This is a genomic window from Kribbella jiaozuonensis (assembly GCF_005233875.1).
Taxonomy (GTDB): Bacteria; Actinomycetota; Actinomycetes; order Propionibacteriales; family Kribbellaceae; genus Kribbella; species Kribbella jiaozuonensis.
Genome location: NZ_SZPZ01000006.1, coordinates 1 through 22,449 on the forward strand (window position 1 = coordinate 1; position 22,449 = coordinate 22,449).

At 64.4% G+C, this 22,449-nt stretch carries 22 protein-coding genes; 10 read left to right on the forward strand and 12 right to left on the reverse strand.

What is annotated here, in order from left to right; all coding sequences use genetic code 11:
• The 8 genes from FDA38_RS35235 to FDA38_RS35270 form a co-directional block, all read right to left on the reverse strand.
• The coding region (locus FDA38_RS35235; RefSeq protein ID WP_170989982.1) for a YfjI family protein at nucleotides 1-1,189 on the reverse strand (1,189 nt) is incomplete at its 3' end.
• Between the two features lie 263 nt (nucleotides 1,190-1,452).
• Nucleotides 1,453-2,325, reverse strand: coding sequence for a bifunctional DNA primase/polymerase (locus tag FDA38_RS35240; RefSeq protein ID WP_137258543.1), 873 nt, complete (start codon nucleotides 2,323-2,325; stop codon nucleotides 1,453-1,455).
• Nucleotides 2,326-2,348: 23 nt separating this feature from the next.
• A complete protein-coding gene (locus FDA38_RS35245) occupies nucleotides 2,349-2,774 on the reverse strand; it encodes an RRQRL motif-containing zinc-binding protein (RefSeq protein ID WP_233715119.1) in 426 nt (141 codons plus the stop codon).
• Nucleotides 2,775-2,792: 18 nt separating this feature from the next.
• The gene (locus FDA38_RS35250) at nucleotides 2,793-3,107 is read right to left on the reverse strand and encodes a hypothetical protein (protein ID WP_202877997.1); all 315 of its coding nucleotides are present in this window, start codon (nucleotides 3,105-3,107) and stop codon (nucleotides 2,793-2,795) included.
• 259 nt (nucleotides 3,108-3,366) lie between these two features.
• Complete coding sequence (locus tag FDA38_RS35255) at nucleotides 3,367-5,628, reverse strand: FtsK/SpoIIIE domain-containing protein (RefSeq protein ID WP_137258544.1); 2,262 nt, start codon at nucleotides 5,626-5,628, stop codon at nucleotides 3,367-3,369.
• A 21-nt stretch (nucleotides 5,629-5,649) separates the two neighbouring features.
• Nucleotides 5,650-6,657 carry a hypothetical protein gene (locus tag FDA38_RS35260; protein WP_137258545.1) on the reverse strand — a complete coding sequence of 336 codons (1,008 nt, stop codon included), beginning with the start codon at nucleotides 6,655-6,657 and terminating at the stop codon, nucleotides 5,650-5,652.
• Complete coding sequence (locus FDA38_RS35265) at nucleotides 6,654-6,878, reverse strand: hypothetical protein (RefSeq protein ID WP_137258546.1); 225 nt, start codon at nucleotides 6,876-6,878, stop codon at nucleotides 6,654-6,656. Before FDA38_RS35265 ends, FDA38_RS35260 begins: the two co-directional genes overlap by 4 nt.
• A complete protein-coding gene (locus FDA38_RS35270; protein ID WP_137258547.1) occupies nucleotides 6,875-7,126 on the reverse strand; it encodes a DUF6284 family protein in 252 nt (83 codons plus the stop codon). The genes FDA38_RS35265 and FDA38_RS35270 overlap by 4 nt, the downstream gene beginning before the upstream one ends.
• A 259-nt stretch (nucleotides 7,127-7,385) precedes the next feature.
• On the opposite strand from FDA38_RS35270, the gene FDA38_RS35275 reads away from it, so the two are divergent.
• From FDA38_RS35275 to FDA38_RS35295, 5 genes are all read left to right on the forward strand, one after another.
• Nucleotides 7,386-8,501 (forward strand): helix-turn-helix domain-containing protein, encoded by a 1,116-nt coding sequence (locus tag FDA38_RS35275; protein ID WP_137258548.1) that lies wholly within the window; start codon nucleotides 7,386-7,388, stop codon nucleotides 8,499-8,501.
• Nucleotides 8,502-8,516: 15 nt separating this feature from the next.
• On the forward strand, nucleotides 8,517-9,092 hold the full coding sequence (locus tag FDA38_RS35280; protein ID WP_137258549.1) for an HD domain-containing protein: 576 nt from the start codon (nucleotides 8,517-8,519) through the stop codon (nucleotides 9,090-9,092).
• 316 nt (nucleotides 9,093-9,408) lie between these two features.
• On the forward strand, nucleotides 9,409-9,792 hold the full coding sequence (locus FDA38_RS35285; protein WP_137258550.1) for a TIR domain-containing protein: 384 nt from the start codon (nucleotides 9,409-9,411) through the stop codon (nucleotides 9,790-9,792).
• A 5-nt stretch (nucleotides 9,793-9,797) separates the two neighbouring features.
• A complete protein-coding gene (locus FDA38_RS35290; protein ID WP_137258551.1) occupies nucleotides 9,798-10,115 on the forward strand; it encodes a DUF7701 domain-containing protein in 318 nt (105 codons plus the stop codon).
• Entirely contained in the window at nucleotides 10,090-10,617 is a 528-nt protein-coding gene (locus tag FDA38_RS35295) for a RipA family octameric membrane protein (RefSeq protein WP_202877999.1), read from the forward strand. Before FDA38_RS35290 ends, FDA38_RS35295 begins: the two co-directional genes overlap by 26 nt.
• 258 nt (nucleotides 10,618-10,875) lie before the next feature.
• Here the strand turns inward: FDA38_RS35295 and FDA38_RS35300 are convergent, their stop codons facing one another.
• Complete coding sequence (locus FDA38_RS35300; protein ID WP_137258553.1) at nucleotides 10,876-11,787, reverse strand: tyrosine-type recombinase/integrase; 912 nt, start codon at nucleotides 11,785-11,787, stop codon at nucleotides 10,876-10,878.
• A gap of 124 nt (nucleotides 11,788-11,911) precedes the next feature.
• Here FDA38_RS35300 and FDA38_RS35305 point away from each other — a divergent pair, with 124 nt between their 5' ends.
• On the forward strand, nucleotides 11,912-12,520 hold the full coding sequence (locus tag FDA38_RS35305) for a flavoprotein (RefSeq protein ID WP_137258554.1): 609 nt from the start codon (nucleotides 11,912-11,914) through the stop codon (nucleotides 12,518-12,520).
• Here FDA38_RS35305 and FDA38_RS35310 read toward each other — a convergent pair whose 3' ends face one another.
• The gene (locus FDA38_RS35310; RefSeq protein WP_137258555.1) at nucleotides 12,521-15,031 is read right to left on the reverse strand and encodes a hypothetical protein; all 2,511 of its coding nucleotides are present in this window, start codon (nucleotides 15,029-15,031) and stop codon (nucleotides 12,521-12,523) included.
• Entirely contained in the window at nucleotides 15,031-15,882 is an 852-nt protein-coding gene (locus FDA38_RS35315; RefSeq protein ID WP_137258556.1) for a hypothetical protein, read from the reverse strand. The genes FDA38_RS35310 and FDA38_RS35315 overlap by 1 nt, the downstream gene beginning before the upstream one ends.
• Nucleotides 15,883-16,510: 628 nt before the next feature.
• On the opposite strand from FDA38_RS35315, the gene FDA38_RS35320 reads away from it, so the two are divergent.
• From FDA38_RS35320 to FDA38_RS35330, 3 genes are all read left to right on the forward strand, one after another.
• Nucleotides 16,511-17,452: an aminoglycoside phosphotransferase family protein gene (locus FDA38_RS35320; RefSeq protein ID WP_137258557.1), complete on the forward strand. Its 942-nt coding sequence runs from the start codon at nucleotides 16,511-16,513 to the stop codon at nucleotides 17,450-17,452.
• Nucleotides 17,453-17,565: 113 nt separating this feature from the next.
• Complete coding sequence (locus tag FDA38_RS35325; protein ID WP_137258558.1) at nucleotides 17,566-17,841, forward strand: YggT family protein; 276 nt, start codon at nucleotides 17,566-17,568, stop codon at nucleotides 17,839-17,841.
• A gap of 104 nt (nucleotides 17,842-17,945) precedes the next feature.
• Complete coding sequence (locus FDA38_RS35330; protein ID WP_137258559.1) at nucleotides 17,946-18,287, forward strand: YciI family protein; 342 nt, start codon at nucleotides 17,946-17,948, stop codon at nucleotides 18,285-18,287.
• Between the two features lie 6 nt (nucleotides 18,288-18,293).
• Here FDA38_RS35330 and FDA38_RS35335 read toward each other — a convergent pair whose 3' ends face one another.
• Nucleotides 18,294-18,782: an SRPBCC family protein gene (locus FDA38_RS35335; RefSeq protein WP_202878000.1), complete on the reverse strand. Its 489-nt coding sequence runs from the start codon at nucleotides 18,780-18,782 to the stop codon at nucleotides 18,294-18,296.
• 206 nt (nucleotides 18,783-18,988) lie between these two features.
• Between FDA38_RS35335 and FDA38_RS35340 the strand changes: the two genes are divergently transcribed.
• Nucleotides 18,989-22,399: a phosphodiester glycosidase family protein gene (locus FDA38_RS35340; RefSeq protein ID WP_170989983.1), complete on the forward strand. Its 3,411-nt coding sequence runs from the start codon at nucleotides 18,989-18,991 to the stop codon at nucleotides 22,397-22,399.
• The last annotated feature ends 50 nt before the right edge of the window (nucleotides 22,400-22,449 follow it).

A 22,449-nucleotide genomic window follows, 5' to 3' on the forward strand; every position in this document is an offset into this window, starting at 1 on the left:
GGAGTAGATCGCGGCGGGTGACGGTGTCGCCGCTGTTGGTGGTGATCCAGGCAAGGACGGCGCGGGCGTTGTCGCGTTCGGTGTGGTTGCTGCCTCCCATGAGGTCGTAGACGGCTAGGGCGTGGTCGAGGTAGTAGCGGCCGACCTGTTCGGCGGCGGCCATCGTGTCGGCGCTGATGGGCTGTCCGTAGCCCGTCTCGTAGGTCCCGGCGACGTGCAGCAGGGCAGCGACCCGCACGATTGCCCCGGCGAGCTTGGAAGCCCAATCGGTGATCGCAGCGAGCTGACCAGTGACCGGATGCAGGCGCGGTTCCAGCCACCGCATGAAGTCCAGGAGGATTGCGTACGCGTCGGGGTCCAGGTCGAGCCGGTACGGCTCGTCGCGTTCGGCCAGCGTCAGCACGAGCCCTTTGAGGTGGGCCGAATAGGCGGCCTCGATCTCCTCGGGTACCGGATCGGGTTCCTGGTTCCGCTCGCCGACCGTGTTCTGAGGCAGGCTGTACAGGATTCGCGCCAGCACGCCCCGGTCACGGAAACCGGGCTGATTCGCCAAGCCTGCAAGCGATCCCGGCTGTGTCGTGACTCCAAGCGTCAGCGCGGGCCGGTCGATCGACTCGGACTCGCGGCCTTTGCGGTCGACCTGAATCTTGTCGCCCGCGTGGCCTTTGAGGAACACACCGAGATTGGCAGCGGCTGAGTAGCGGGTGCCGGTGAGGGTGGCGAACACGTCGCCCTCGGCCGACAGGACAGCGATCCGGCCGCCCTGCTTGGCTAGCAGCGAGACACACGATTCCGGGGTCACGTCATCGGTCATCAGCCGGGGCAGCTCGGGGACCACGATCGCGGCGGCTTCCTTCGCGGCCTGGGTCGCGTCGGCCAGCGCGTCGTGCGGATTCGCTCCCGGCTTTTCCGCCTTGCGGGCCAGATCCTCAGCGCGGGCATGAGCAATCCGAGATGCCAACTCGGCTTCGGTCCGTCGATCAGCCAGCAGCTCCGCTAGCGCTGTCTCGGCGTCGGTCAGCGGCTCGGTCATCGCGCGGAACACTGGTGACTTGCGTGACCCCGGCGGCAACGCCGTGACCGTGTACACGTTGACCTGCTCAACCCACGACCGGTTTACGCGCACGAGCACCTTGCCCCCGGCCGCCGTCGACAGGCACGCAAGACCCACCGACGCCGCAAGATCCACAGGCGTCTGGGTAGCTTCTGCCACCGCCTCCACGGCGTCGCGCACCCATACCGGGAACGCAGCGACCGGGAACGCGCGCTTGATCCGGTCAGTCGTAAGCGGCACCGGCGAGTTATCCCAAACTGGTCCCTGCGATGTACGCGGTACGACAACCCCGGGCCGGATTGGAGTGGGTGCCCACGGATCGGTGTCGGGGTAGTCGGGCAGATCGTCGGGTGGCTCGGTCAGTGGTGGCAGCCAGTCCGGCGCGGGTTGGTGGGCGCTCATGCTGCGGCGATCCCTTCGTCGCGGAATCCGCCGGTAATGGCGGCTCGGATCTCGCGCTCGGTCTGTGCGGCTTGGTGTCCTACCTCGGTGAGGGCTGCGACGGCAGCGGCTTGGTCGATGGCACCGGCCGCGACCATCCGCGCGACGCCTCTGGATGCGCCGTAGAGCGTGGTTCGCCGTTTGCCCTTGGGTGCGTGCCGGACGGTGTCGAGAATCGAGCTGAGCAAGGCGTCCGGGTGGGAGATGCCCCCGGCCGCGAGGGGCATGGGATTTTGGCCGGCATAACTCGTCAGGGCGGCCGGTGGCGGCTGGCAGGCGTCGATCAGGGCGGGGGGCATCTCCACCAGGTCGGCGGGCTGACCCCACACGTATGGGCGGTGGGTGCGGTGATGGATCGAGGGCGGGAAGACGAGGTATCCGCCGTCTGCCTTGATGTCGATGCCGGGCCGGTTCGGCATGGGGCGTGATGCGATGTGCTGGCCGGGGTGGCGGTAGTACAGGTGCAGCCCGCCGGACCCGGTGTGGACGTGCAGCGTGCGCGGCACGAGCTGGTCAGCCATCAGCGCAGACAGGCTGTGACCTCCACCGTGGGCGGGGTCAACGTCCACGCCGACGAGGCCGGACACCGTGCCAGTGCGGATAGCGAGCTGCCCGCCGGGGACGGCCGCGATGATGGCGGCGAGCCGGTCAGCGTTGGTGGTCGCGGCGTAGAAGCCATGGCAGGTCAGATGACCGCAGGTGGCCGGGTCGTGGTCGGTAGCGAGTCGACAGGTTTCGCAGTTGGCTACGGGGCGCTTGGAGCGCCCGAGCACGAACACCGGCCATCCACGTTCGGCGGCGTCCAGAGCGGCGGGCAGCAGGCCGTTCATCGGTGTCTCCGTTCTCGAGTCGGCTAGGCGGCGTACGCGTAGTTGGTGGCATCGATGCAGTCCACGCATCGCCCCTCAGAGGTGGGAATGCAGTAGGTCTGCTCCCGGCCGCACTGCCCGCAGGTGCGACGTGCTGTCATGGCCTTGTCCAGCGCGTTCAGCACGGCCGGGGACGGCGTCCGCGACGACTTGGCGAGGTCGAGCCGGTAGAGCCAGGCCCAGCGCTGTCCGTTGCGCCACACCAGCAGCGCGTACGGTTCGTGACCGCCGGGACACATGCGCATCGCGCGGAGCTGACGGCGGGTGGCCAGACCGCCGGGTGCCCACCGGAACTTGAACACCGGCGTCCCGTGAAGATCCCAGCCGAGAGCCTGTTGGCCGTTCCACAGCTCGATCCAGCGCGACGCGGCGGGGTGCAGAACGGCTCGGTCGATCGGTTGTGCGGTCATCGTGGTTCCCTCCTGCGGTCAGTGGGTCTTGTGGCGGTTGAGGAACTTGGTCCCGGTGCGTTCGCGGCGGCCGGTCCCCTTGCAGCGCTTGCAGTTGCGAAACGCCTTACGGCTAGGCGATCTGGACTTGCCCGAGCCGTTGCAGCGCCCGCAGTTGGCGTAGGGCCAGATCCGGCAGGTGGCTAGGTAGGCGGCGGTCAGCAGCACGAGCGCAGCGACCGCGGAGGTCACCAGCGCCACGGACCGCATCGGGCCGGTCGGCAGCTCGGGAAGGTGTGGCAGCGGCGGGAGGGTCGGCGACGGGTGTGGGGAAGGTGCCGGGACGGCGATCACGACATATCACTTTCTGTAGTCGAATGAGGGTGTGACGGGCCAGGGCGGGCGCTGTGCTGGCGTCCGGCCGATGATTGTTCGGTTGGAGTTAGGGAGGTGGTTAGGTCGGCGGTTTCGGGTTAGGTCTGTAACTCCGGGCGGGATCTCAGGTAATCCGGCTCTGACCTGCGGGAAGTTAGCGAGTTAGCCGGGTTAGGTGGCGGTCCGGATACCCGCCCAGAGCGGCTGAATCGTGGGTATCCGGACCCGTGGCGAGGACCTAACTCGCAGCCTCGTCCCCATCGTCTGCGGTCGCCTCGGCGTCGCTGGCTGCCTGCTCGCGCTGGACGATTGCCTCACGCACGGTAGTCGGATCGATGGGGTAGCGGTTCCCGGTCGACGGGACCTTGATGCCGTACTCGTCGGCCAGCAGCTCGCGCAGCGCCTTGCCGGTCAGCCCCTGGTACGGGAGCCAGGTCGGCGCGTGCCGCTTGAGCAGCGCAGGCAGATCAGCGCTGTTGACCGGCTCGTCACCGAGGACGGCGTCCAGGTCGGCCAGCAGGTCGCGGCTCTCGGGTGCTGCGAGCTGCGTGGTCTGGACGGTCTTACCGAGCTTGGCGATCGCGTCCAGCGACCGCTTGATCAGCGGGGTCACTTGGTCATTGCCCTTGGCAACGTCGAGGTAGTACCACTGCAAGATCTCCGAGCGCTCGCCGGAGAATCCCTTCACCACAGCGGTTCCACGGTCGGTGCCGGGGATCAGCTCGGTTGCCCGGTGACCGGCCGCGTACGCGCCCTGACCCAAGAGTGCGTCGTTGGCGACGTGGTCGCCGACCGCGAACGCGATCCCGTTGGAACAGTTGCGGGTGATGTCGCGTGGCATCGAATCCTTGGTCGGTGCCTGCGTCGAGATGACCATGTGAATGCCGCGCTTGCGGCCTAGCTTCACGATCTCGATCAGCAGCTTGGAGATCTCCTTGCCGTACGTCTCGTGCGTGATCGCCACGTGCGCTTCTTCGAGCAGGCAGACCAGCGGGTGCAGACCGACACCGGCAGACGCGAGTTCACGAGTCACGGCGGGAGTCTCGAAGTTCACCAGCAACTGACCGCGCCGCTGGACCTCTTCGTGAACGTTCACGAGCTGGTCACGGATGGCTTTCAGTGAATCGTCATCCGCGCCCATCACGTACGACGCGCACCGGGGCTTGAACACCTCGAAGTCGAAGTTCGTGTCCGGCACCCAGATCCGCAGCTCGGCAGTCGGGTCGAGCGCGCATCCGGCCATGAGGTCGCGGGCAGCAGTCGACTTGCCCTGACCGGGAATACCGCCGGTCATCGTGTTGCGTTCCATGATCGGCGCGAGCATCTCGTCACCGCGCAGCGTTCGGCCCGCCGGGACGCCCTTGAACACGTCCACCAGGCCACCCGACAACAACGGGTAGTCCCCGGCACCCTCGGCCAGCGCGCCCTTGTCAGCGATCCACAGGTCCAGGATTCCGGCTTCACTGCCGGTCTTGGGCCAGACCTCCTTAGACGCCCGGTGAAGACCGGTCGCGAGGTCGCCACGGCGGCGCGCGATCTTGTCCGCCGTCACGCCAGCAGGAAGCCGGACCACGGCGTGAGTGCCGCGCCCGTCGACGCGGGCAGGGGTGATGAACTGGAGCTTGAGACCGGCTTTCAGGTACTGCGTGATGGACGGAATTCGCAGCGCCTCAAGGGCTTTCGCGATGGTGGTTTCATCGATCGCCACGTCCCATTCGGCGTCGGCGGTCGTGACCAGCCACGCAGGCGGCATCGCACGGCGCTTGCCTTCACGCCATGCGCCCAGCACCAGCAGGAACGGCCCAGCGATCGACAGGCCTGTCCAGACCACCGCACCGGCGGCGATCAGGAACCCGATCAGCGCGAAGAACCCCAGCCACACGCCGGTGAACGAGCCGTGCCCGGTCGCCTTGGTCAGGATCGCGAGCAGCAGCACCAGGAACGGGACACCGATCGTCATCGCGACGGTGACCTTCAAGACGCCCCACGCCAGCTTCGGCAGGTCCATCAGGCGACGGTGACGGCGTTCCGTCGCGGCCTCCTTGCGGTCGGTCCACTCCTTCAGCTCGTCGCGGTCGCCCGCCAGCTCGGCGGCCTTGATCATCCGCCGGTACGTGCCCTGCGTCGAGGCGTCCCAGGCCCGCTTCAGCCAGGACTCGACACCTTGCACGACGGTGAATCCCTCGCGCAGCACGGCTTTTCCGGCGGTCTTGGTGCGGTCGTGGGTGCCGACCCGGACCACGACGCGGGTCGCGACCTGCGTCCCGGCCACGGCCTTGCGTACGGCGACCACGCCACGGTTGGCGCTACGTCGGTCCAGCTCGGCGGACTCCTCTTCGGTGAGGATTTCGCCTTCGGCGACCTCAGCCTCGATCACGTCCGCGTCAGTGATCTCGTCGGCGGGCAGGTCGACGCGTTCGGCTGGTGTGAACACGATCCCGCCGTCCAGCTCGCTGCCGTCGTCGTTGTTGTCGGGGTAGAGCTTGTGCACGTTGTCCATGAACCTGCCTCCGGCTCTGGGTTACGCCGCCGACCGGACAGCGTCCGGCACAGTGACGTGGATGGTCTGAGAGGGCGTGGTGGGCAGCTCGGCGCGGACGGTGGCCGCGACCTTTGCGGACAGCCCTGCCGAACAGCCGGTGGTGTGACGTGCCCACGCCGGGGTGATCTCGTCCGGCATGCCGCCGGTGTCGATCGCGGCCAGGGCGTCAGCCACGTAGTCAGCCAGGAACTTGCGGCCGGTCGTCGTCGTGGTCTTGCTGCTCTTGGCGGCCTTGGAAGCCGTTGTGCGGGGACGCTTCGGCTTCGACGGTGCTTTGTCAGCGGCGGGGGGCATCTCGTCTCCTGTAGCCGTTTCCGGGCCGCTCGGGGCTGCTGGCAGCTCAGCCGCCGGTGCCGCGTTGACCGGGGAGGGAGATGCCCCCGCCTCCTCGATCTGGACAGCCGCGGTTGTCCCGGCCGCTTGGGCGGCCTGCTGCTCAGCTCGAAGGACTGCTTCGGTCAGCCGGTCTCGCAGAACTGGTGCGGTTTCGGCAGCGCAGAACACCAGCAGAGGCGGAACCGAGTGCAGCACGACCCCGGCTACGTCTGCGTGCAGGAACGACTGCCACGTGTTCATCGCATAGGTCGCCACGAACGCGAACCGCTTGGTCCGGCCGATCCACTTGGTGTGGTCGGTGACCTGATAGCGGGCGGTGATCTGCTCGGCGCGCAACACGGCGATCAGGACCAGCGACACCATCGGGTCGAGCAGCCACGCAGCGATCCACGGGAGCGACCCGAACGACGCGCCCTGTGCGGCGAATGCCTGAACGTTGACCATCGTGAAGGCCAGACCGAGCACGATCCCGACCCACATCGAGACGTCAACCTGAGTGCGGATCGACTCCACCCGCAGCGCCACCACGTCCGGGTGCGTCGACAGCGCTCGCACCTGCGACGCCTCCGCCGCCGACGCCCGCAACCGCTCCACACCAGACCCCTGGATTTTTGCCGGCATAACCCCACCGGTCTGCTCGGGTGTGCTCATCGCGCCTCGCCTCCATTGAGGTGGTTGGCGACCCAGCCGCCCGCGTGGGGCAGGGTGTCCGTGGTGTGCATGAGGTGGTCGCCGTGCCAGACGATCCACGCCGTTCCCAGCGCCGTACGGGGCGAGACGACCTGGACGAGGTCGTAGCCCGCGAGCTTCCACCAGCCCAGATCGATCTTCACGAGATCGGACACGGGCAGCTCGGCAATCTGCGCGGTCATGCGACGTCCACCGCTTCCGGGTCGCGGTCGGCCAGGTCGCGGGCGACCTTCAAGACCTGGTGCTCCGCGCGGCGGACCCGGCGCCGGTCCAGGTCCGAGGCGGCCGGGCCCGCGTTGATGTAGGCGATCTCCGCGTCCAGGAGCTCCAGGTCAGCCGCGATCAGCGGCCACTCGTCACGCTCGATCTTGGCCAGCTCGGCCGGGGTCGGCTCCTCGCCACTGAGGGGCGAAAGGTAGATGATGTTCACGGGTTGTGCTCCTTCTAGCGAATGGTTTTGTGCGGCCCAGACGCCTCGGCGGTTGCACCCGCCGGGGCGTCGCTATGAGGTCGTACTCAGGGAGTCGAATACAGCGCCCACTGCTGTATAGCTTTACAGCAGTTGCGCTGTATTGCAAGACTGGGTTGGTCGGCATGTCTCAACTGTGCTGCGAGGCCGACTCGTGATGAACTGACCAGCGGTACGGGTTACCGAGGGCCTGCCGGAGTCCGAGCGGAGGTGCGGAGCGATGAGTCGAGGGCAAACCCTGACTGGCGCGAAGGGTTCCGCCGACGTGCCCGAACTTGGGGTCGTGTCCGGGTACCTGTTCAAGCTCATGCGGGGTGCCATTGGATGCACTCAGGTGGACCTCGCCGAGCGCCTCGGTGTGGACGACAACACGATTCAGGGCTGGGAGAGCGGCAGGAGGCCGCTATCGGCTCTGCGGGCCGTCGACGTCTCCCGCCTCGGTCAGCGGATGATGATGCTCGGGGCACCGGCTGTCGCCACGGCCATGCTGCCCTCGGCAATCGAGGCGGATGGGTTCCTGACGACGGCGATTCGAGCTGGTAGCGCAGAGATCCCCCTGTGGGAAAACCCGTTGGCCAGCAGCGTTCACCGGCGAAGCTTCGTATCGCTCGTCACGTGGCCATTTACCGGGGTGGTGCCCTCGACTGTTAGGCATCTGCCCGTGCCCAGGGGGCGCGGCCCCGTTGCTGACCGGCCCCAGCTCTCCAAAACAATGCAGCGACAGTTCTTCGATCAGATGCTCACATCGGCTGAGGTTGCCGGAAATCGCGAAACCCTCCTGAGGCGGCAGGCGACATATATGCTGGCGTTTGATGAGCGCAAAGAGTCCGCGCAATGGCTCACGCGGGAACATCGGCGAACCGCAGCACGTTCTATTGATGAGCGAGACCTGCCGTCCGGAATCCTTAGTCGGACAGCCTCACTTGCAATTGCTCGGCAAGGAGATCTTGATCCAGTCCGCCATTTCATTCAGGGCACGCTTTCAGACAATGATCAGACGCTTGCGAGCCTGACCTATTGGGCATACTGGCTAGGTGAGATACCGGACACCTACGCCGACGATGGAGAAATGGTTCAGTTTGGTGCGAACACCTGGTCCGGCCGCCGCTTGATCGAACACCTGATTACCCATCTGCATGATCCGCGAAATGCAGAAATGAACATTCACAGCCTGCTGTGTCTAGTGATGGCCAGGAAGGAACTGCTTGAGTCCGATTCGGATTTGCGTCAGCGAACCATGCTGGCGATCGAGAGTGCGGATACCGCCGAGCTTGGGCGTCATGCGCGTACTGAGTTGGCTAACCTACGCTTCGCGACGCAGCTCGCAGGGCGCTAAATGAGGGAGCATGCGATGAGTGATGAGCAGAACAAAAAGGAAGCGGCTGCCGTCGCAGCTTTCGCCTTCGAAATGGGCGTTCTCAAGCGTCAACGGCGGTCCGGATGGTGGCATGCCGGTGTCCGTGATCCCGAATCGATCGCAGAGCACAGCCTGCGCGTCGCGCAATTGGCTGGCCTGATTGCGGCGGCGGAAGGTGGTGACCCTGCGAAGGCCGCCTACATGGGCCTTTGGCACGATTCGCAGGAGACGCGGATCGGGGATATCCCGCATAGTGCTCGACCGTACGTGGACGCAAAGCCGAACGTTGATATCACCAAAGATCAGGTCGCCGGGATGGCTGAGCCGATCGCGGACTCTGTTATCAAAGCAGTCGAAGAATACGAGGACAAAGCGTCTCTAGAGGCGATCTGCGCTCGGGATGCTGACAAGCTCGAATGCCTCATTCAGGCGGTCGAGTATCGCGACCTCGGAGTTCAGCGCGTTCAAAGCTGGATCGACACGTCTTACGCCTCCCTCAAGACGGACACGGCTCGGCGGGTGGCAGATGAGGCGCTGGCGATTTCCCCACTCAGTTGGCGCGAGAAGTGACCATGACCGACGAAGGGACGAACTTGCCGACTGACTGGTGGATGACAGACGACGTGGCAACCTTCCTCGGCGTCTCCGATTCAACCGTGCGGTCCTACGTTGCTCGTCAGCAGATCCCAGCTCCGGATCGAATGTTCGGCCGGTCGCCGGGATGGAAGCCCAAGACGATCCAGACCTGGCATGCGTCCAGGCCGCGCAAGTCGCGGCCTGCGGGCTGAACGACTCGTTTGATGGGACTTTCAATAATCATCGGATGGGGGCATAATGCAGCCCTCAGTTCCGGCATCAAGCGCTTCTCTGAAAGGAATAGCTGGTAATGGCTCCTCCTCGGGCATTCGTTAGTTTCGAGATGGAAGACAAATGGGCGCGGGATTTTCTCTCTCAGCACGCCAAGGACAAGAATAATGCCATAGAGTTTGTGGACTATTCGGTTAAGAATCCATGGGACAACTCATGGAAGACAAATTGCAAAATCCGAATCGGACAGACTAAGGGCACGATTGTTCTGATCGGGCCAACAACGTATCAGTCGGAAGCTGTGCTGTGGGAGATTGCGGAGACTGCGCGGCAGGGCAATTATGCTTTCGGGATCCAAATCAATAAAGACAAAACTCACACTATTCCCGCGGGCTTGGGTCCCGAGAATGTGATCCGTTGGGACTTCGCGCAGATCGTAAAGTGGCTCAATACCTGGGTGTGAGCGCAATGAACTATATTGATCGACTGGCAGAAGGTATCCGTTCCAAGATCCCTTCGAAAAGGCTTCCGGATGAGGATGCTTCGGATTTGTTCCGAATGTACGCAGTTCTCCTCCTTGCCAAGGGGGTCAGTGTGACCGCCTCAGACGTACATAACGCGTGGGTTGCGTGGATGTTGGAGACGGATGACTCGCATGAATCCCTCGTTCCCTACGAGGATCTTGCGCCGAGTGTTGCCGCTCAGGATGAGCCTTATGTTGAGGCGATTAAGGCGACGGCTCGCGAACAGGGGAAAGACGATGGCGACGCCGTCGAGCTTCGATGACGACCTGTTTCCCAAGGGTGTGCCCGTAGAGGAAGCGGAGCGGCAACGACTCTTCGAGCTCTACAAGATTATGGTGGCCAGCTCTGAGGCTTTAGTGGGCCGTCGTCAAGGAGTAAATACTTTCTTCTTGACAATTAACGGCGCGCTGCTGACGGCTATCGGATTGCTGTTGAGCAATGGAAAGGATCCTCGATTACAAGCTGCAGGCATTGTTGTTCTCGCAATCACGGGTTGCATCCTTTCGCTAGCATGGACCAGTCTCATTTTATCTTTTGGGCAATTGAATAAGGGGAAGTTCGCAGTCATAAATCGTATTGAAGAAGATCTTCCGGCTGCGATCTTCCTTGCGGAATGGAAGGCACTCGGTGAGGGGAGGAAGCCGAGCATCTACCGGACATTCACCTCGCGCGAGGTTTGGGTTCCGAAGGTCTTTCTCTTCGTCTATGCGTTGACTGCCCTGTTGGCGGTGCTGATCGCGGTCGGCCTCTGGAAGCCCAAGTGAGAGCAGTCGAGGCTCGCAGTGCGGAACCAGTGCGGAGCCCCCGGCACCGAGAGGTTTCTGCGCAGGTCAGAGCGAGGGCATCACCCCTCTGTAAATCTGTCGGCGTATGCCTACGCAGGTTCGAACCCTGCACCCGCCACACGCGAGAAAAGAGCCCCTGACCTGCGGAAACGCAGACCAGGGGCTCTCGTGTTGTGTCCGGTGGTGTCCGGCCGCGTCCGGTGATCTACGGCTGTCCTTGCCCTATTCCTGCCCTAGCTAGAGGCCTCCTCCAACGCCGTCGCTGCCATGAGGACCCGGAGGGCAGTCTGGGCCTGGCCCTCGATGCAGCCCGCGTAGACCTCCAAGACGACCTTTGGCGGAGTTGCCCGCCCACTCCGAGACCTGCGTTGCAGTCACGCCGCCGTTGAGTTGGAAGGTGATGCCGGCGTGCCGAAGGTCGTACGGCCGGGCCGCGAGCTTCTTGGCGACCTGATCGTCGGTCAGGACCTTGTGGCGAGCCTTGGCCCCCACTCGGCTCACGGTGTTGGGGTGCACCGGCTTGCAGTAGGCCACGGGGACCGGGCGGCCGAAGCGTCCCGTGCGGGTGACGAACAGGTGGCCGTCCGGCCCAGCACCGAAGAGTTCGACGTGCCGCCTGAGCACCTGGACGAGTTCTGGATCCGCCGGAACTCGCCGGGTGGTGTTGTCGGGTCGGTGCTTGAGCGAACGCTCCTGTCGTACGGAGCCGTCATCGCTCCAGCGAGCGCCCGTCTGCTGTGTAGAGCCGTCGAGCAACAGCTCGCCCCAACCTTCATCCGGAAGGTCGATGAGATTGTCCAGGCTCAGGTGCCTGGCTTCTGCGGGCCGCATCATCGCGTAGTAGAGGCAGGCGAAGTACGCCTCCAGCCATGGGCAGAAATCACGGATCTCAGCCAGTAGCCGCTTGACGGTACTTCGGTTGGGCAGCTGACGCGGGTCGATTCGGACGCTGCTCCGCGGTGATTCCCACTGGATCGTGTCGAGCGGATTGGCAGGCAGCAGACCGAGCGGTACGGCGTACTGAATCGCCGCGTGCAACGTCGCTCGCCGCCTGGTGATCGTCTTTGCTGCGGCCGGCTTCCCGTCGCTGCGGGTAGCTAGCTTGTCGAGCACACCGGACAGGACCTCGTTCTGTTCAAGGTCCGCCACGTCCAGTGTGTTTCCTTTCAGCCATTCGATAGCCGACTCGTACTCCGTTGGCGGGACAGCCTGCACGATCGGCACTCCATCCCGCGCGACCTTGCTGAAAGCCCAGTTGTGCAACGCCTTCCGGATGTCTGCGTCCGTAGGCCGACCATTGCCGCGACCGAGTAACATCGTTGCATGCGGCGCACCCCTGGCGTCCCGGATTGAAGACGGTGTGCGCGCAGCGCGCGAGCGAGGCTGGCAGCCCTATGTCATCCCAACGGACGCTGCGCTTCCATGGCTTGAAGGGCAGGATCTAGCCGAGGTTTCAGTCGTCAGCGGCAACCGCGGTCCCGGCGAGCCTAAGCGCACGCCGAAAGCAGACGCGGTGGCTGTGGTGCCGACCACCTTCAATACGCTCAACGCCTGGGCGAACGGCAGCGCCAACACGTATCCGCTCACGATCCTGTGCGCGGCACTCGGCTCTCGTACCCCCATCGCAGCAGTCCCGTTCGCCAAAGACGACCTAGCCGGCCACCCGGCCTGGCTAGCGTCGCTGGCTGTGCTCCGCTATGCGGGAGTGCGAGTGATCGATCCCCATGACGGCTCGGCCGCATCGCTCAAGCCTGTTGTATACGGCACAGGGGATCGAGTCGCCGACAACTTTCGATGGGACTGGGTTCTCCGCGAACTCGAACCTCTAACCCAGTATCCAGGCGATCAAGAAGTTCTTAAATTTACATTTCCCAAATGCTAATCACTCTCGGTGCTCCACAGTTGGTCGGCGGCCATAAAGATTGAGTACGGTCTCAGCCGAATCCCTGACAATTCGCGAACCATGCAAGTCGAATAGAGCACGCACCTCCTGCTCGCACCATAGGGTCTCGGGAGTGAGCGCCTGATCACGTCTTGCTGCTGCCAAACCCTCCAAAGCTCCAAGCGCCACAGCAAGACCCGGCCTGGCAAGTAGCGAAATGACGCGGTCGGCTACCGCGTTTCCTAGGGCCAAGTCTGGCAGCACACTGAGGTATGCCAGCCATTTAGAAACGTTGCGCATGACGCGAGGATCCTGATCGTGAGACAGCTGTATCAGGATGATTTCTGGCCATTCCAGCGCCGGTGCGCTGACCGCCGCGAAAAAGCAGGCCCGTGCAGCCTCGCTGCGTACTCTACTTTCTCTCGAACCAACGTCGCGCAGTGTTGCCATCTGCATTTCTTCGGGTGTTGCGATATCGAACGCTAGATAGAAGCTCCGACACGCGGCGTCGAATTGCCCCTCTGGCAGTGCGAAAAACGTATGGTCTAAGTCATGGCCTGCCCACGGGATACTCTTCGAGGTCAACTCGGACTTAACTTCAGGAGGCAGTTTAAGTGGCCAAGCATGAGACATCAGGGCATCTAGTGCATCGAGCTTCCCGTCGTTTGGTAACGCAGGATCACTCAACGCGGCCGTTAGGCGAGGCCAAAGATCTGTTCTGCCCTGGGATGCAATGAGATAGGCCGCCATCGCGAATGGCGACCAGGTATATCCCGTATAAACGCCATTTACAGCGTCTTGTCGCATGGAATCTAATGTGCTTCCGACCGTTTCGACGGCCTTGTCCAGATCTGCACTCGATGGCGGTTCGCCAAGCAGGCCTTCTATCAATGCTGCGGTGTGCTCAAGCCCATCAAGTCTAGAAAGCACCTCTTTGGGCTTCGGGGCGTCAAGCGCTGCGTACACTCGAATGCAATCAATAGCAAGAACGTCTGGCGACTGACTTGCCACCTCAACGGTTTTGGCCCATTCCGCGCGAACATCCACTGAGACAGCCGGCCAATTGATTTTCGATGCCAACCTGGCCATGGCCGAAAATATCAATTGATCCGCTGCTGATCTCGGGAAGTCGACCAATTTTAGGGTCGAGGAAGCGATGTACTCCATGTCAACTTTTCGATTTCCAGAAACGATCGCATTGGCGGTCTTGAGTGCCTTTTCAACGAGCGACCAGTCCGCCGCGCGTGACCCTTTGACCCGACCGCTCGCGTTCTGGCTGGCATACCTGATTGCTAACCCTAGGCCGCGGTCACAGTGCAGCGTCGAAATCAGATCGGCCGCGAAGTCGATCAGAGCTAGATCCGCACTAGTAACAAATTCCTGGCTGTTTCGCGTATCGATTAGTTTCTCAGCCGCGAGCTTGATGGTGGCGAACGAGCCCTGAGCTCTTAGGTTGTCAAGGAACGGGCGGAGGTGATCCTCAGAATCTCCCTGCCTGAATAGCCGGATCGCCTCTTCGTACCACTCTAGGTAATTCGGCTCGCTTGACAGTCTGACGGCAAACACGTTTCCCACTGTCTGGCGCAGCCGTGCCGTGCGAGCCATATTTCCCGTTAATTCAGCATTTAGCAGCGATGAGTACAGGAGCTGAAGCGCGGTGTCGCCACCTCCCAGGATAATGCCCTGTCTTCCCCTGGGTGAATACTTCTGTTTGAATATCTCATCGACGACTGTGGTCATCGCTGACAATGCATCTTGTACTGGGCGTGCAGCTGCATTCGGAAACGGAGCCCTCACGACTTCGGTCCACGATCGGTCGAGGTGATCTCCAGTATTTACGAGAAGGGACCGCGCATTACTGGTCGTTAGTTCAGTCAGTCGACGCTGAGAAACAGCCGCATTCCAACTGATACCTCTAGATACTGCGAAATCGTCCCAGTCGTCGTCTAGATCGGCGAGAGTCTCAACTACCTTGCTCGCAAACGCGCGTGCTTCTGACTTACGACCGGACTGCAGGGATTGAAAAGCGCATTGTTGAAGTAGAATTCCGGTCGCCAGATTACGGGAAGAGGAGCCGCCGAGGGTACTATCCTGGATAGCTGAAGCGAGTTCTGCGAGCAAGCTGACGTAAGCGTCCGGCTTGTCGAGTTCGCTGCTCGAAATCGCCGCGAGAAGAGCAGCAGCCGCCCGTTGCCCCAATGCCAGCTCGTCATCTTCCGCCTCGGCGACCAAGCGGTTAAGACCATCCAGGATGCTTACGGATTCAAGAGCCTGCCGTGCGGCGTCTGGAATCGCATATCGCTCGATGGGGGTTCCAGGCTGGTTCTCTTGCCCGTCCTCTGAGAGGTCGCGATAGGTCGCATATTCTCGCCACTTGAACTGAACCACGAGAGCAAGTAACTCTGCGCCTTTCGCGCTGTCGCTTTTGAAGTTCGGATGTGGAGCAACGTCTCCGGGTGACAGGCAAGCTACGAGCCACTCGATGTGAAGGTCGCCGCTACTGCTCGTCATCACTCAATCTCCCGGTCAGAGATGCGGGTATTCCGGGCCTGGTCTAAGAGGGCCTGCATATTTTCGACTTCAACTGTAAATAGCAAATTCGAGGAGAGGCTTGATTGAAATTCGTCTTCGGTGGCGCAGATGATGAACTGGGCGTCGTCTAGATCATAGCCCGCCGCCTGAAGGAGGCGGTGGCCGTCCTCGGTCGTTATCGGCTCGTCTGCGAAGTCCACGGCAGCCAAGATCAGAGGAGTTTCGGGATAGCTCTCCCTGGCACTTCTCATCTTGGCGAGCGTCCGCTTCTTGACCAGCGCCTGTTGAGCCGCGGAGAACGCAATCACGATCGCAGTGACGTTCGAAAGCTTCATGTTCTGCTCTTCAAGCCGAACGCATAGTGCGTCTGGGTTGACGGCCCTTGCTGTGGTCAGAAGTCTCTGACGCCACGAGCCGTCGAGAAATGGGGACGCGTAGAACAGGACCACTGGCTGCGACCGTGGCTTCCTCTCGAGTTGCGGTTGCGCTAGCTCCTCAGCGGGTTGCGCCGCGCTGCTCATCGCCGGCGCGCCTGCGCCTTGCGAGAGCGCGACCGGCCCGTTGAAGGTCGAACCCTGCAGGTTAATCGTGGGTCCGGGGCCGCTGGTTACTTGGCCTCGATCGACCCAGCGGCGTCCCAGGAGGATGAGTGCCGTCAGAGCGATCGTCGTGCCAGCTACGAACCACCACGAATGCTGCCGGACGTAGTCGAGCGGACCGGGCCACTTATCCAGGCCAGCTGCCCTATCGAGCGCGAGGCCACCCACCTGGCCGACCCAAAGAAGACCGACGGCGACGACTGCCGCCCAGAGAGCTTCCCGTCGGCCCACTTACGCTCCACAGATTCTTGTGGTGGGTGGCACTCACGGTGCCGTCGGGTAGGTAGCGTATCGGTTGAAGTGACCGAGATCACTCGCGACCCCGCCCTCATCGGGGTTCGGCTGCGAGGCCGGCCGGCTCTTGGCATCGGCCGAGCGATCTGGGCGACCGACGGGAAGCTCGCCTGACGGCGACCAGCCGGTCACTTGGAGCCAACCATGCAGCTCCGTGCGTGTCCGCGGTTCCTGACGCTCGGCCGAAGGACTGACACACCTCGAACTGGCCAGGTCAACACTGATCACGGCGACGGGGGCATCGGACCTTGCAAGGAGGAGTAGGCGCGCCCTAGCCATGCCCTGAGGGTGGCAGGAAGGGGCATTTCTGCTGGTAAGAAGGCGTTTGTGGACTGGGCTGTAAATCTGTCGGCGTATGCCTATGCAGGTTCGAACCCTGCACCCGCCGCCAGCTTCCAGCAAGCGTGACAATGGCCCTTGACCTGCGGAAACGCAGACCAGGGGCCATCGTCATGTATGGGTGTCAGTGTCCGGCTGTGTCCGCCCTCGTCCTGGCCATCGATGCAGCCCGCGTACACCTCTAACTGTATGTTGGGAAGCCACTGCTGCGTCATAGCGTAATGAAATGGCAGGAGCAGACACAGGCAAGATGCCGAATGACCAGGTTCTGCGCTGGGCGGCCGAGGCGGTTGGTGGGACGAGCGTCGTTTCGGCCGAGGGCCTGACCCGCGGCGAGCACCGCCCTTCGGGCACGTTCCGGCTGGGGATCGAAGGACCGGCGGCCCGGACCAGGGACGTGATCTTGAAGGTCCCTGTCCGGGGATGGATCGCCGCCGCGTGGGTGATCACGAACGCACGCGCGCTTCAGCTGGCCGAGACTCATCGCCTGGCCGCGCCGCGGCTGATCGCTTCGGATCTCGACGGGAAGGCGAGCGGAACCGTCGCCACCCTGGAGACCTTCCTGCCCGGCAGTGCCGGTCTCTCGCCGACGGTTTCGGTCGCCCGCCTCCGCGAAGCGGGAGCGGCCCTTGCCAGGGTCCACGCCTTCAGGCTGGATCCGCAGGACCACCTGCCATACCGGCCCCGGCCGTGCGCCGTCGACGACCGCGCCGATGAACGCCGGCGGGGCCTGATGCCGACCACACCTTTGCTGCAGCAGGCCGACGAGCGGGTCAGGTCGCACGGGATGCCGGCAGTCGCGTCGGTGTTCGTGCATGGTGACGCCTGGGGCGGCAACATGCTGTGGGAGGGTGACCGTTGCGTTGCGCTGATCGACTGGAATACAGCCGGGGCTGGTAATCCGGGCGTCGATCTCGGCAGCCTGCGGATGCAGATGACCCTTCAGTACGGCCAGGACGCGCCGTCCCATGTGTTGGAGGGCTGGGAGCGGCAGGCGGGCCGGGAGGCAGTCGGCGTGCCCTATTGGGATGCCGTGGCCGCGCTGAACACGCCGACGGTGATGGACGGTTGGGCGGGATTCGCCGACGACGGTAGCCTCCTGGGCGCCGCTGCCGTCACCGAAAGGCGCGACGCTTTCCTTCGCACCGCTCTCAGCCAGTGGTCATAAAGGTCGCTCGCTCACCTGTGGTGGTTGGGTTGGGTGGCTGGCTCACCGCCTGTGGTTGGGGTGGTGGGGATACTGGTGGTGCGGCTGGATTGGTCGTGTTGGAGGAGTTGGGTATGAGCCTCATCGGTGACCTTATTGGGTATGTCTTGTCGGCGTTCATCCTCTTGTTGATTGTGCGGATGGTGTTGGACTGGACAGGGGTGTTGGCCAACGGCCCGCAGTGGGCTGGGCGGTTGCGGGCGGTTACGCATGCTTGGACCGAGCCGGTGATTGCGCCGGTGCGGCGGCGGTTGCGGCCGGTGCGGGCCGGGGGGTTTGCGCTTGATCTGGCGTTTACGGCGGTGTTCTTCGCGGCGCTGATCTTGCGGTCGATCGCGTTCAGCTTGTAGGAGCGGCTTTGTAGAAACTTTTGCTGGTTGTGTCGGAATCGGGTCTTGGTGTTCGTAGCGTGGGTGGAGGCGGGCGTGGGGTCCGCCCTAGCTAAGGAGCAGGCATGCCTGAGTACCTCATGTACTTCAACCAGCAGTGGGTGGGTGACCACACCGAGGAGTGGTTCCGCGGGCGCGGGCCGCTGGCCAAGGCGGTTGTGGAGGACATGAAGACGGCCGGGGTGTACGTGTTCGCCGGGGGACTGGAAGAGGAGGACGGCCCGATCTACGCGGCCGACCCGACCAGTGGCGAGGTGCTGATCACCGACGGGCCGTACGTCGAGTCCAAGGAGTTCCTGGGCGGGTTCGCCGTGGTCGACGTGCCCGACGACGAGACCGCCAAGATGTGGGCGGGCAAGGTCGCGGAGGCCTGCGGTTGGCCCCACGAAGTACGCCGCTTCAAGTAGCCGAGGTTAGCGACCGTCGATCGGGACGGCTTCGTACGCCGGGATGAGTTCGCTCATGCGGGCGTCGGAGTCGCACCGGCCGCCGCCGGCGAGGTGGGAGGCCAGGTCCTCTAGGTGGATCTGGAGGCCGGCGGCGAACGCGGCGATCCAGTCCAGGCGGAGGCCGCGTTGCTCGAGCACGAGGATGGTGTCGTCCCCGTCGGCGGTCAGGACAGCATCGACGACCTGCTCGTTCGAGGCCTGCGCGCCCTTGTTCGCCACCGTGAAGTGGCGCGGTGGCTCGCAGGCCTCGACCCGGCCGGTGACGTTCGCACCGCTGGAGAAGAAGTGCGCCTGGTAGCTGCCGCCAAGCTCGAGGTCACCCTCGAAGTCGCCCAGCCACTGGGCCAGCCGGCTGGGATCGGTGAAGGCCGACCACAGATCGTCGATGCCGGCGCGGAACCGGTTCTCGATGTGCACGATTCCCTGACCGTCCGCTGAACGCAGACTTCCCAAAACCTCAGTATTGGCCACCGGTACAGACTGCCGACTTCGCGGCGGCGGCGGAAGTACCAGCGCGTGGTCGAGCGGTAACTGGCCTACATGTTGACCTGATGGCGTCGTCAACGGTTAACCGAACCGTTGTCGAGCAGGTGAAGAGTGGCAGCTCCTGCCATCGCGCCTTCAGAAAGCACAGGTCAACGGTGAAATCTCGTCATCGCTTGGCGACAGGGATGGTGGCCGCCGCGGCCGCCGCATCCCTGTGGTCCCTCCCGGCTCTCGGGTACGCCGCCGACGCGCCGGCCGGGGGTCTCGCCCTGGTCAACACGACCGAACTCGTCGGGCCCGGCATCGCGCTCAATCACGTGAAGAGCGTCGACCAGCGTGGTTGGGTCGACGCGCAGTACCTCAGCATCGATCTCGCTGACAAAGCCGTCAGCACCGACCTGCTCACCTCTGGCCCGGTCGCTTCGGGCGGCCCGCTGAGCGTTTCCGCCAACAAGGCCGGAGCGGTCGCGGGCGTCAACGGCGAGTTCTTCGACATCGGCAACAGCAACGCTGCGCTCGGTGGCGAGGTCCAGAACGGTCAGCTGATCAAGTCCGCCGACGCCGGCGGCCGCCAGCACGTCGGGGTGAGCAAGGACGGCATCGCGCAGTTGGTCGACCTGGCCGTGGACGCGACCGCGACGTTCGCCGGCACCGACCACAAGGTCCTGACCCTCAACGCTGCCAACGGTGGCGGCGTACCGGCGAACGGTCTGGTCGCCTACACCCCGGCCTGGGGCGAATACAGCCGCGCCCGCGGATTCGCCGGCGTCACCGACCTCGCCGAAGTGCTTGTCCAGAACGGCAAGGTCGTGAGCGTCAGCCCGACGGCCGGCTCCGGCCCGATCCCGGCGGACGGCTTCTACCTCGTCGGCCGCGACGCATCGGCGACCGCGCTCCGGGCGCTGCAGCCGGGCGATGCGCTGACGCTGCACTACGCACTCGCCAACGACGTTGCCAAGACGATGAAGTTCGCCCTCGGCCAGGGCGGCACGATCGTGAATAAAGGCCAGGTCGTCCCCGGCCTCGACACCTCCATCGCCCCGCGTACGGCGCTCGGCTTCAAGAACGGCGGCCGGACCCTCGTGCTCGCCACCTGGGACGGCCCGGGCGGCACCGGCAAGGGCGGTATCGGCATCGACCGTGAGGCCCAGGAACTCGCGGCCCGCGGCGTGGAGACCGCCGTCAACCTCGACGGCGGCGGCTCGACCACGATGGTCGCCCGCGCTCTCGGCGAGGACGGCGTCTCGGTCCGTAACAACCCGTCGGACGGCCAGGAGCGCAACGACCCCAACGGCGTCGGCGTCTTCGTCAGCCGGGGTGACGGCAAGGTCGACCAGCTCCTGCTGAAGCCCGGCGCAGGTCAGGCCGCGGCCGACGGCGGCATCAAGGTCTTCCCGGGAATGCACCGCCGGCTCGCCGTGAAGGCGGTCGACAACCACCTGACCCCGGTCACGCCGGACCCGAAGAAGCTGGTGTGGAAGGCGAAGGGCGGCAGCATCAAGGACGGCTCGCTCACCGCCGGATCACACGGTCCGATCACGGTCAGTACGACGTACGGCAAGACCCACGCGGCACAGCAGGTCGACGTACTCGGGCCGCTGAAGAGCCTGAAGCCGTCGACCGCCAAGTTGTCGATCGCGGACGCGACCGCGGCCGACGCCGTGAGCGTCGCCGTCACCGGCCGCGACGACCAGGGCTACACGGCGCCGGTCGACCCGCGGGACCTGAAGCTGGACTACGACCACAGCGTCGTCGACGTGCAGTCCGTCGACGGCAAGCTGAAGATCACCCCGCTCACCAACGCCGGCACGATCCTCACGATCTCGGCCGCGGGCCAGTCGGTGAAGCTGCCCATCACGGTCGGCGTGCAGACCAAGGTCCTGTACGAGTTCGACGACGACGTCCTCGCGCGATGGAACAACAACAGTACGGCGGCCACGACCCGCTCGGTCGACCCGGACGGATTGCGCATCGACTTCCCCGCGATGCGGAACGTCGGCATCTCGGCCAACGGCGCCGCCAACCGGATCCAGGTCCCCGGCCAGCCGTTGCGGCTCCGGCTGCGGATCAAGTCGAGCATCGACGTACCGAGCGGCCTCGACTACGTCGGTCTCATCGACGGGAACGGCAAGTCCCTCGGCGTGTACGGCACCGGACTCAAGGCAGGCCCGGACTACCAGAACGTCACCTGGACGCTGCCGGCCAACACGGTGTACCCGATCTCGATCTCGTCGTTCCAGGGGATCAACACCGCGGTCGCCCAGCAGAAGGCCGGCACGTTCGTGCTCGACCGGTTCGAGGCCGACGTACCGACGTCGGTCGACCTCCCGGCCCAGCCCGACCTCGTCGCCGATCCGCTCGTCTCGACCGACGGCAGTCTGGCCGGCGGTCATGACACCTGGAAGTTCGCGACGCTGTCGGACGTCCAGTTCACCGCCGACAACCCGGCCCTGTCGCAGGTCGCGACGGCGGCCCTCGCCCGGATCCGCAAGACCCACCCGGACCTCGTGGTCCTGAACGGCGACATCACCGACCGCGGTCTGCCGGAGGACCTGACGCTCGCGCGCAAGGTGCTCACCGATGCGGGCTGCGACCTGATCCCGGTCGGCCACGAGCCGCCGCCGAACAGCACGCCGAACCCCAAGGGCTCAACCGTCCCGTGCTACTACGTGCCGGGTAACCACGAGTCGTACGGGCTCAACAACGTCCAGCAGGACCTGACCAACTTCACCAAGGAGTTCGGCCAGCCGTACCGGACGTTCGACCACAAGGGCACCCGCTTCATCCTGCTCGCCAGCTCGCTCGGCAGCCTTCGTGCGTCGGACTGGGACCAGCTCCCGATGCTGAAGACGGCGCTCGACAGCGCCGCGCACGACCGGTCGATCCACAACGTCATGGTCTTCGCGCACCACCCGGTCGACGACCCGGAGGAGACCAAGTCCAGCCAGCTCGGTGACCGCGACGAGGTCGCGCTGATCGAGAAGATGCTGACCGACTTCCGCGGCAAGACCGACAAGGGCGCCGCGATGGTCGGCTCGCACGCGCAGGTCGCCAACGTGCACCGCGTCGAGGGCGTGCCGTACACGGTGCTCCCGTCCTCCGGCAAGGACCCGTACGGTACGCCGGACCGCGGCGGCTTCACCGGATGGGTCGACTGGTCGATCGACGCACACAAGCCGGCCGACCAGCAGTGGCTCGAGGCCGACGTAAGGGCGTTCGCGCAGTCGATCACGCTCACCGCGCCGACCTCGCTGAAGGCCGGAACGTCCACCCAGCTCAGCGGCAGCATCGTCCAGCCGGAGGGCGTCGGCGCCGGTACCCGCGTCGTACCGCTGCGCTACCCGATGTCGGTGCACTGGAGCGGCTCGTCGGGCCTCGCCATCGGGTCCGGTTCCGAGGCGATCAAGAAGGCGCGGTATGCCGGGAAGGTCGCCGTACTGGATCCGGCGACCCGCACTCTGACCGCTCTGCGTCCGGGCACCGTCACGGTGTCGGTCACGAACGACTCGATGCGCCCGTACACCGACGACGCATCGCTGGCGCCGGTCACGACCTCGGCGACGATCACGGTCGGTCGCGGCTGATCCACGCGGTTCGTCGAGGCCCGGCCGGGAACGCCCCCGGCCGGGCCTCG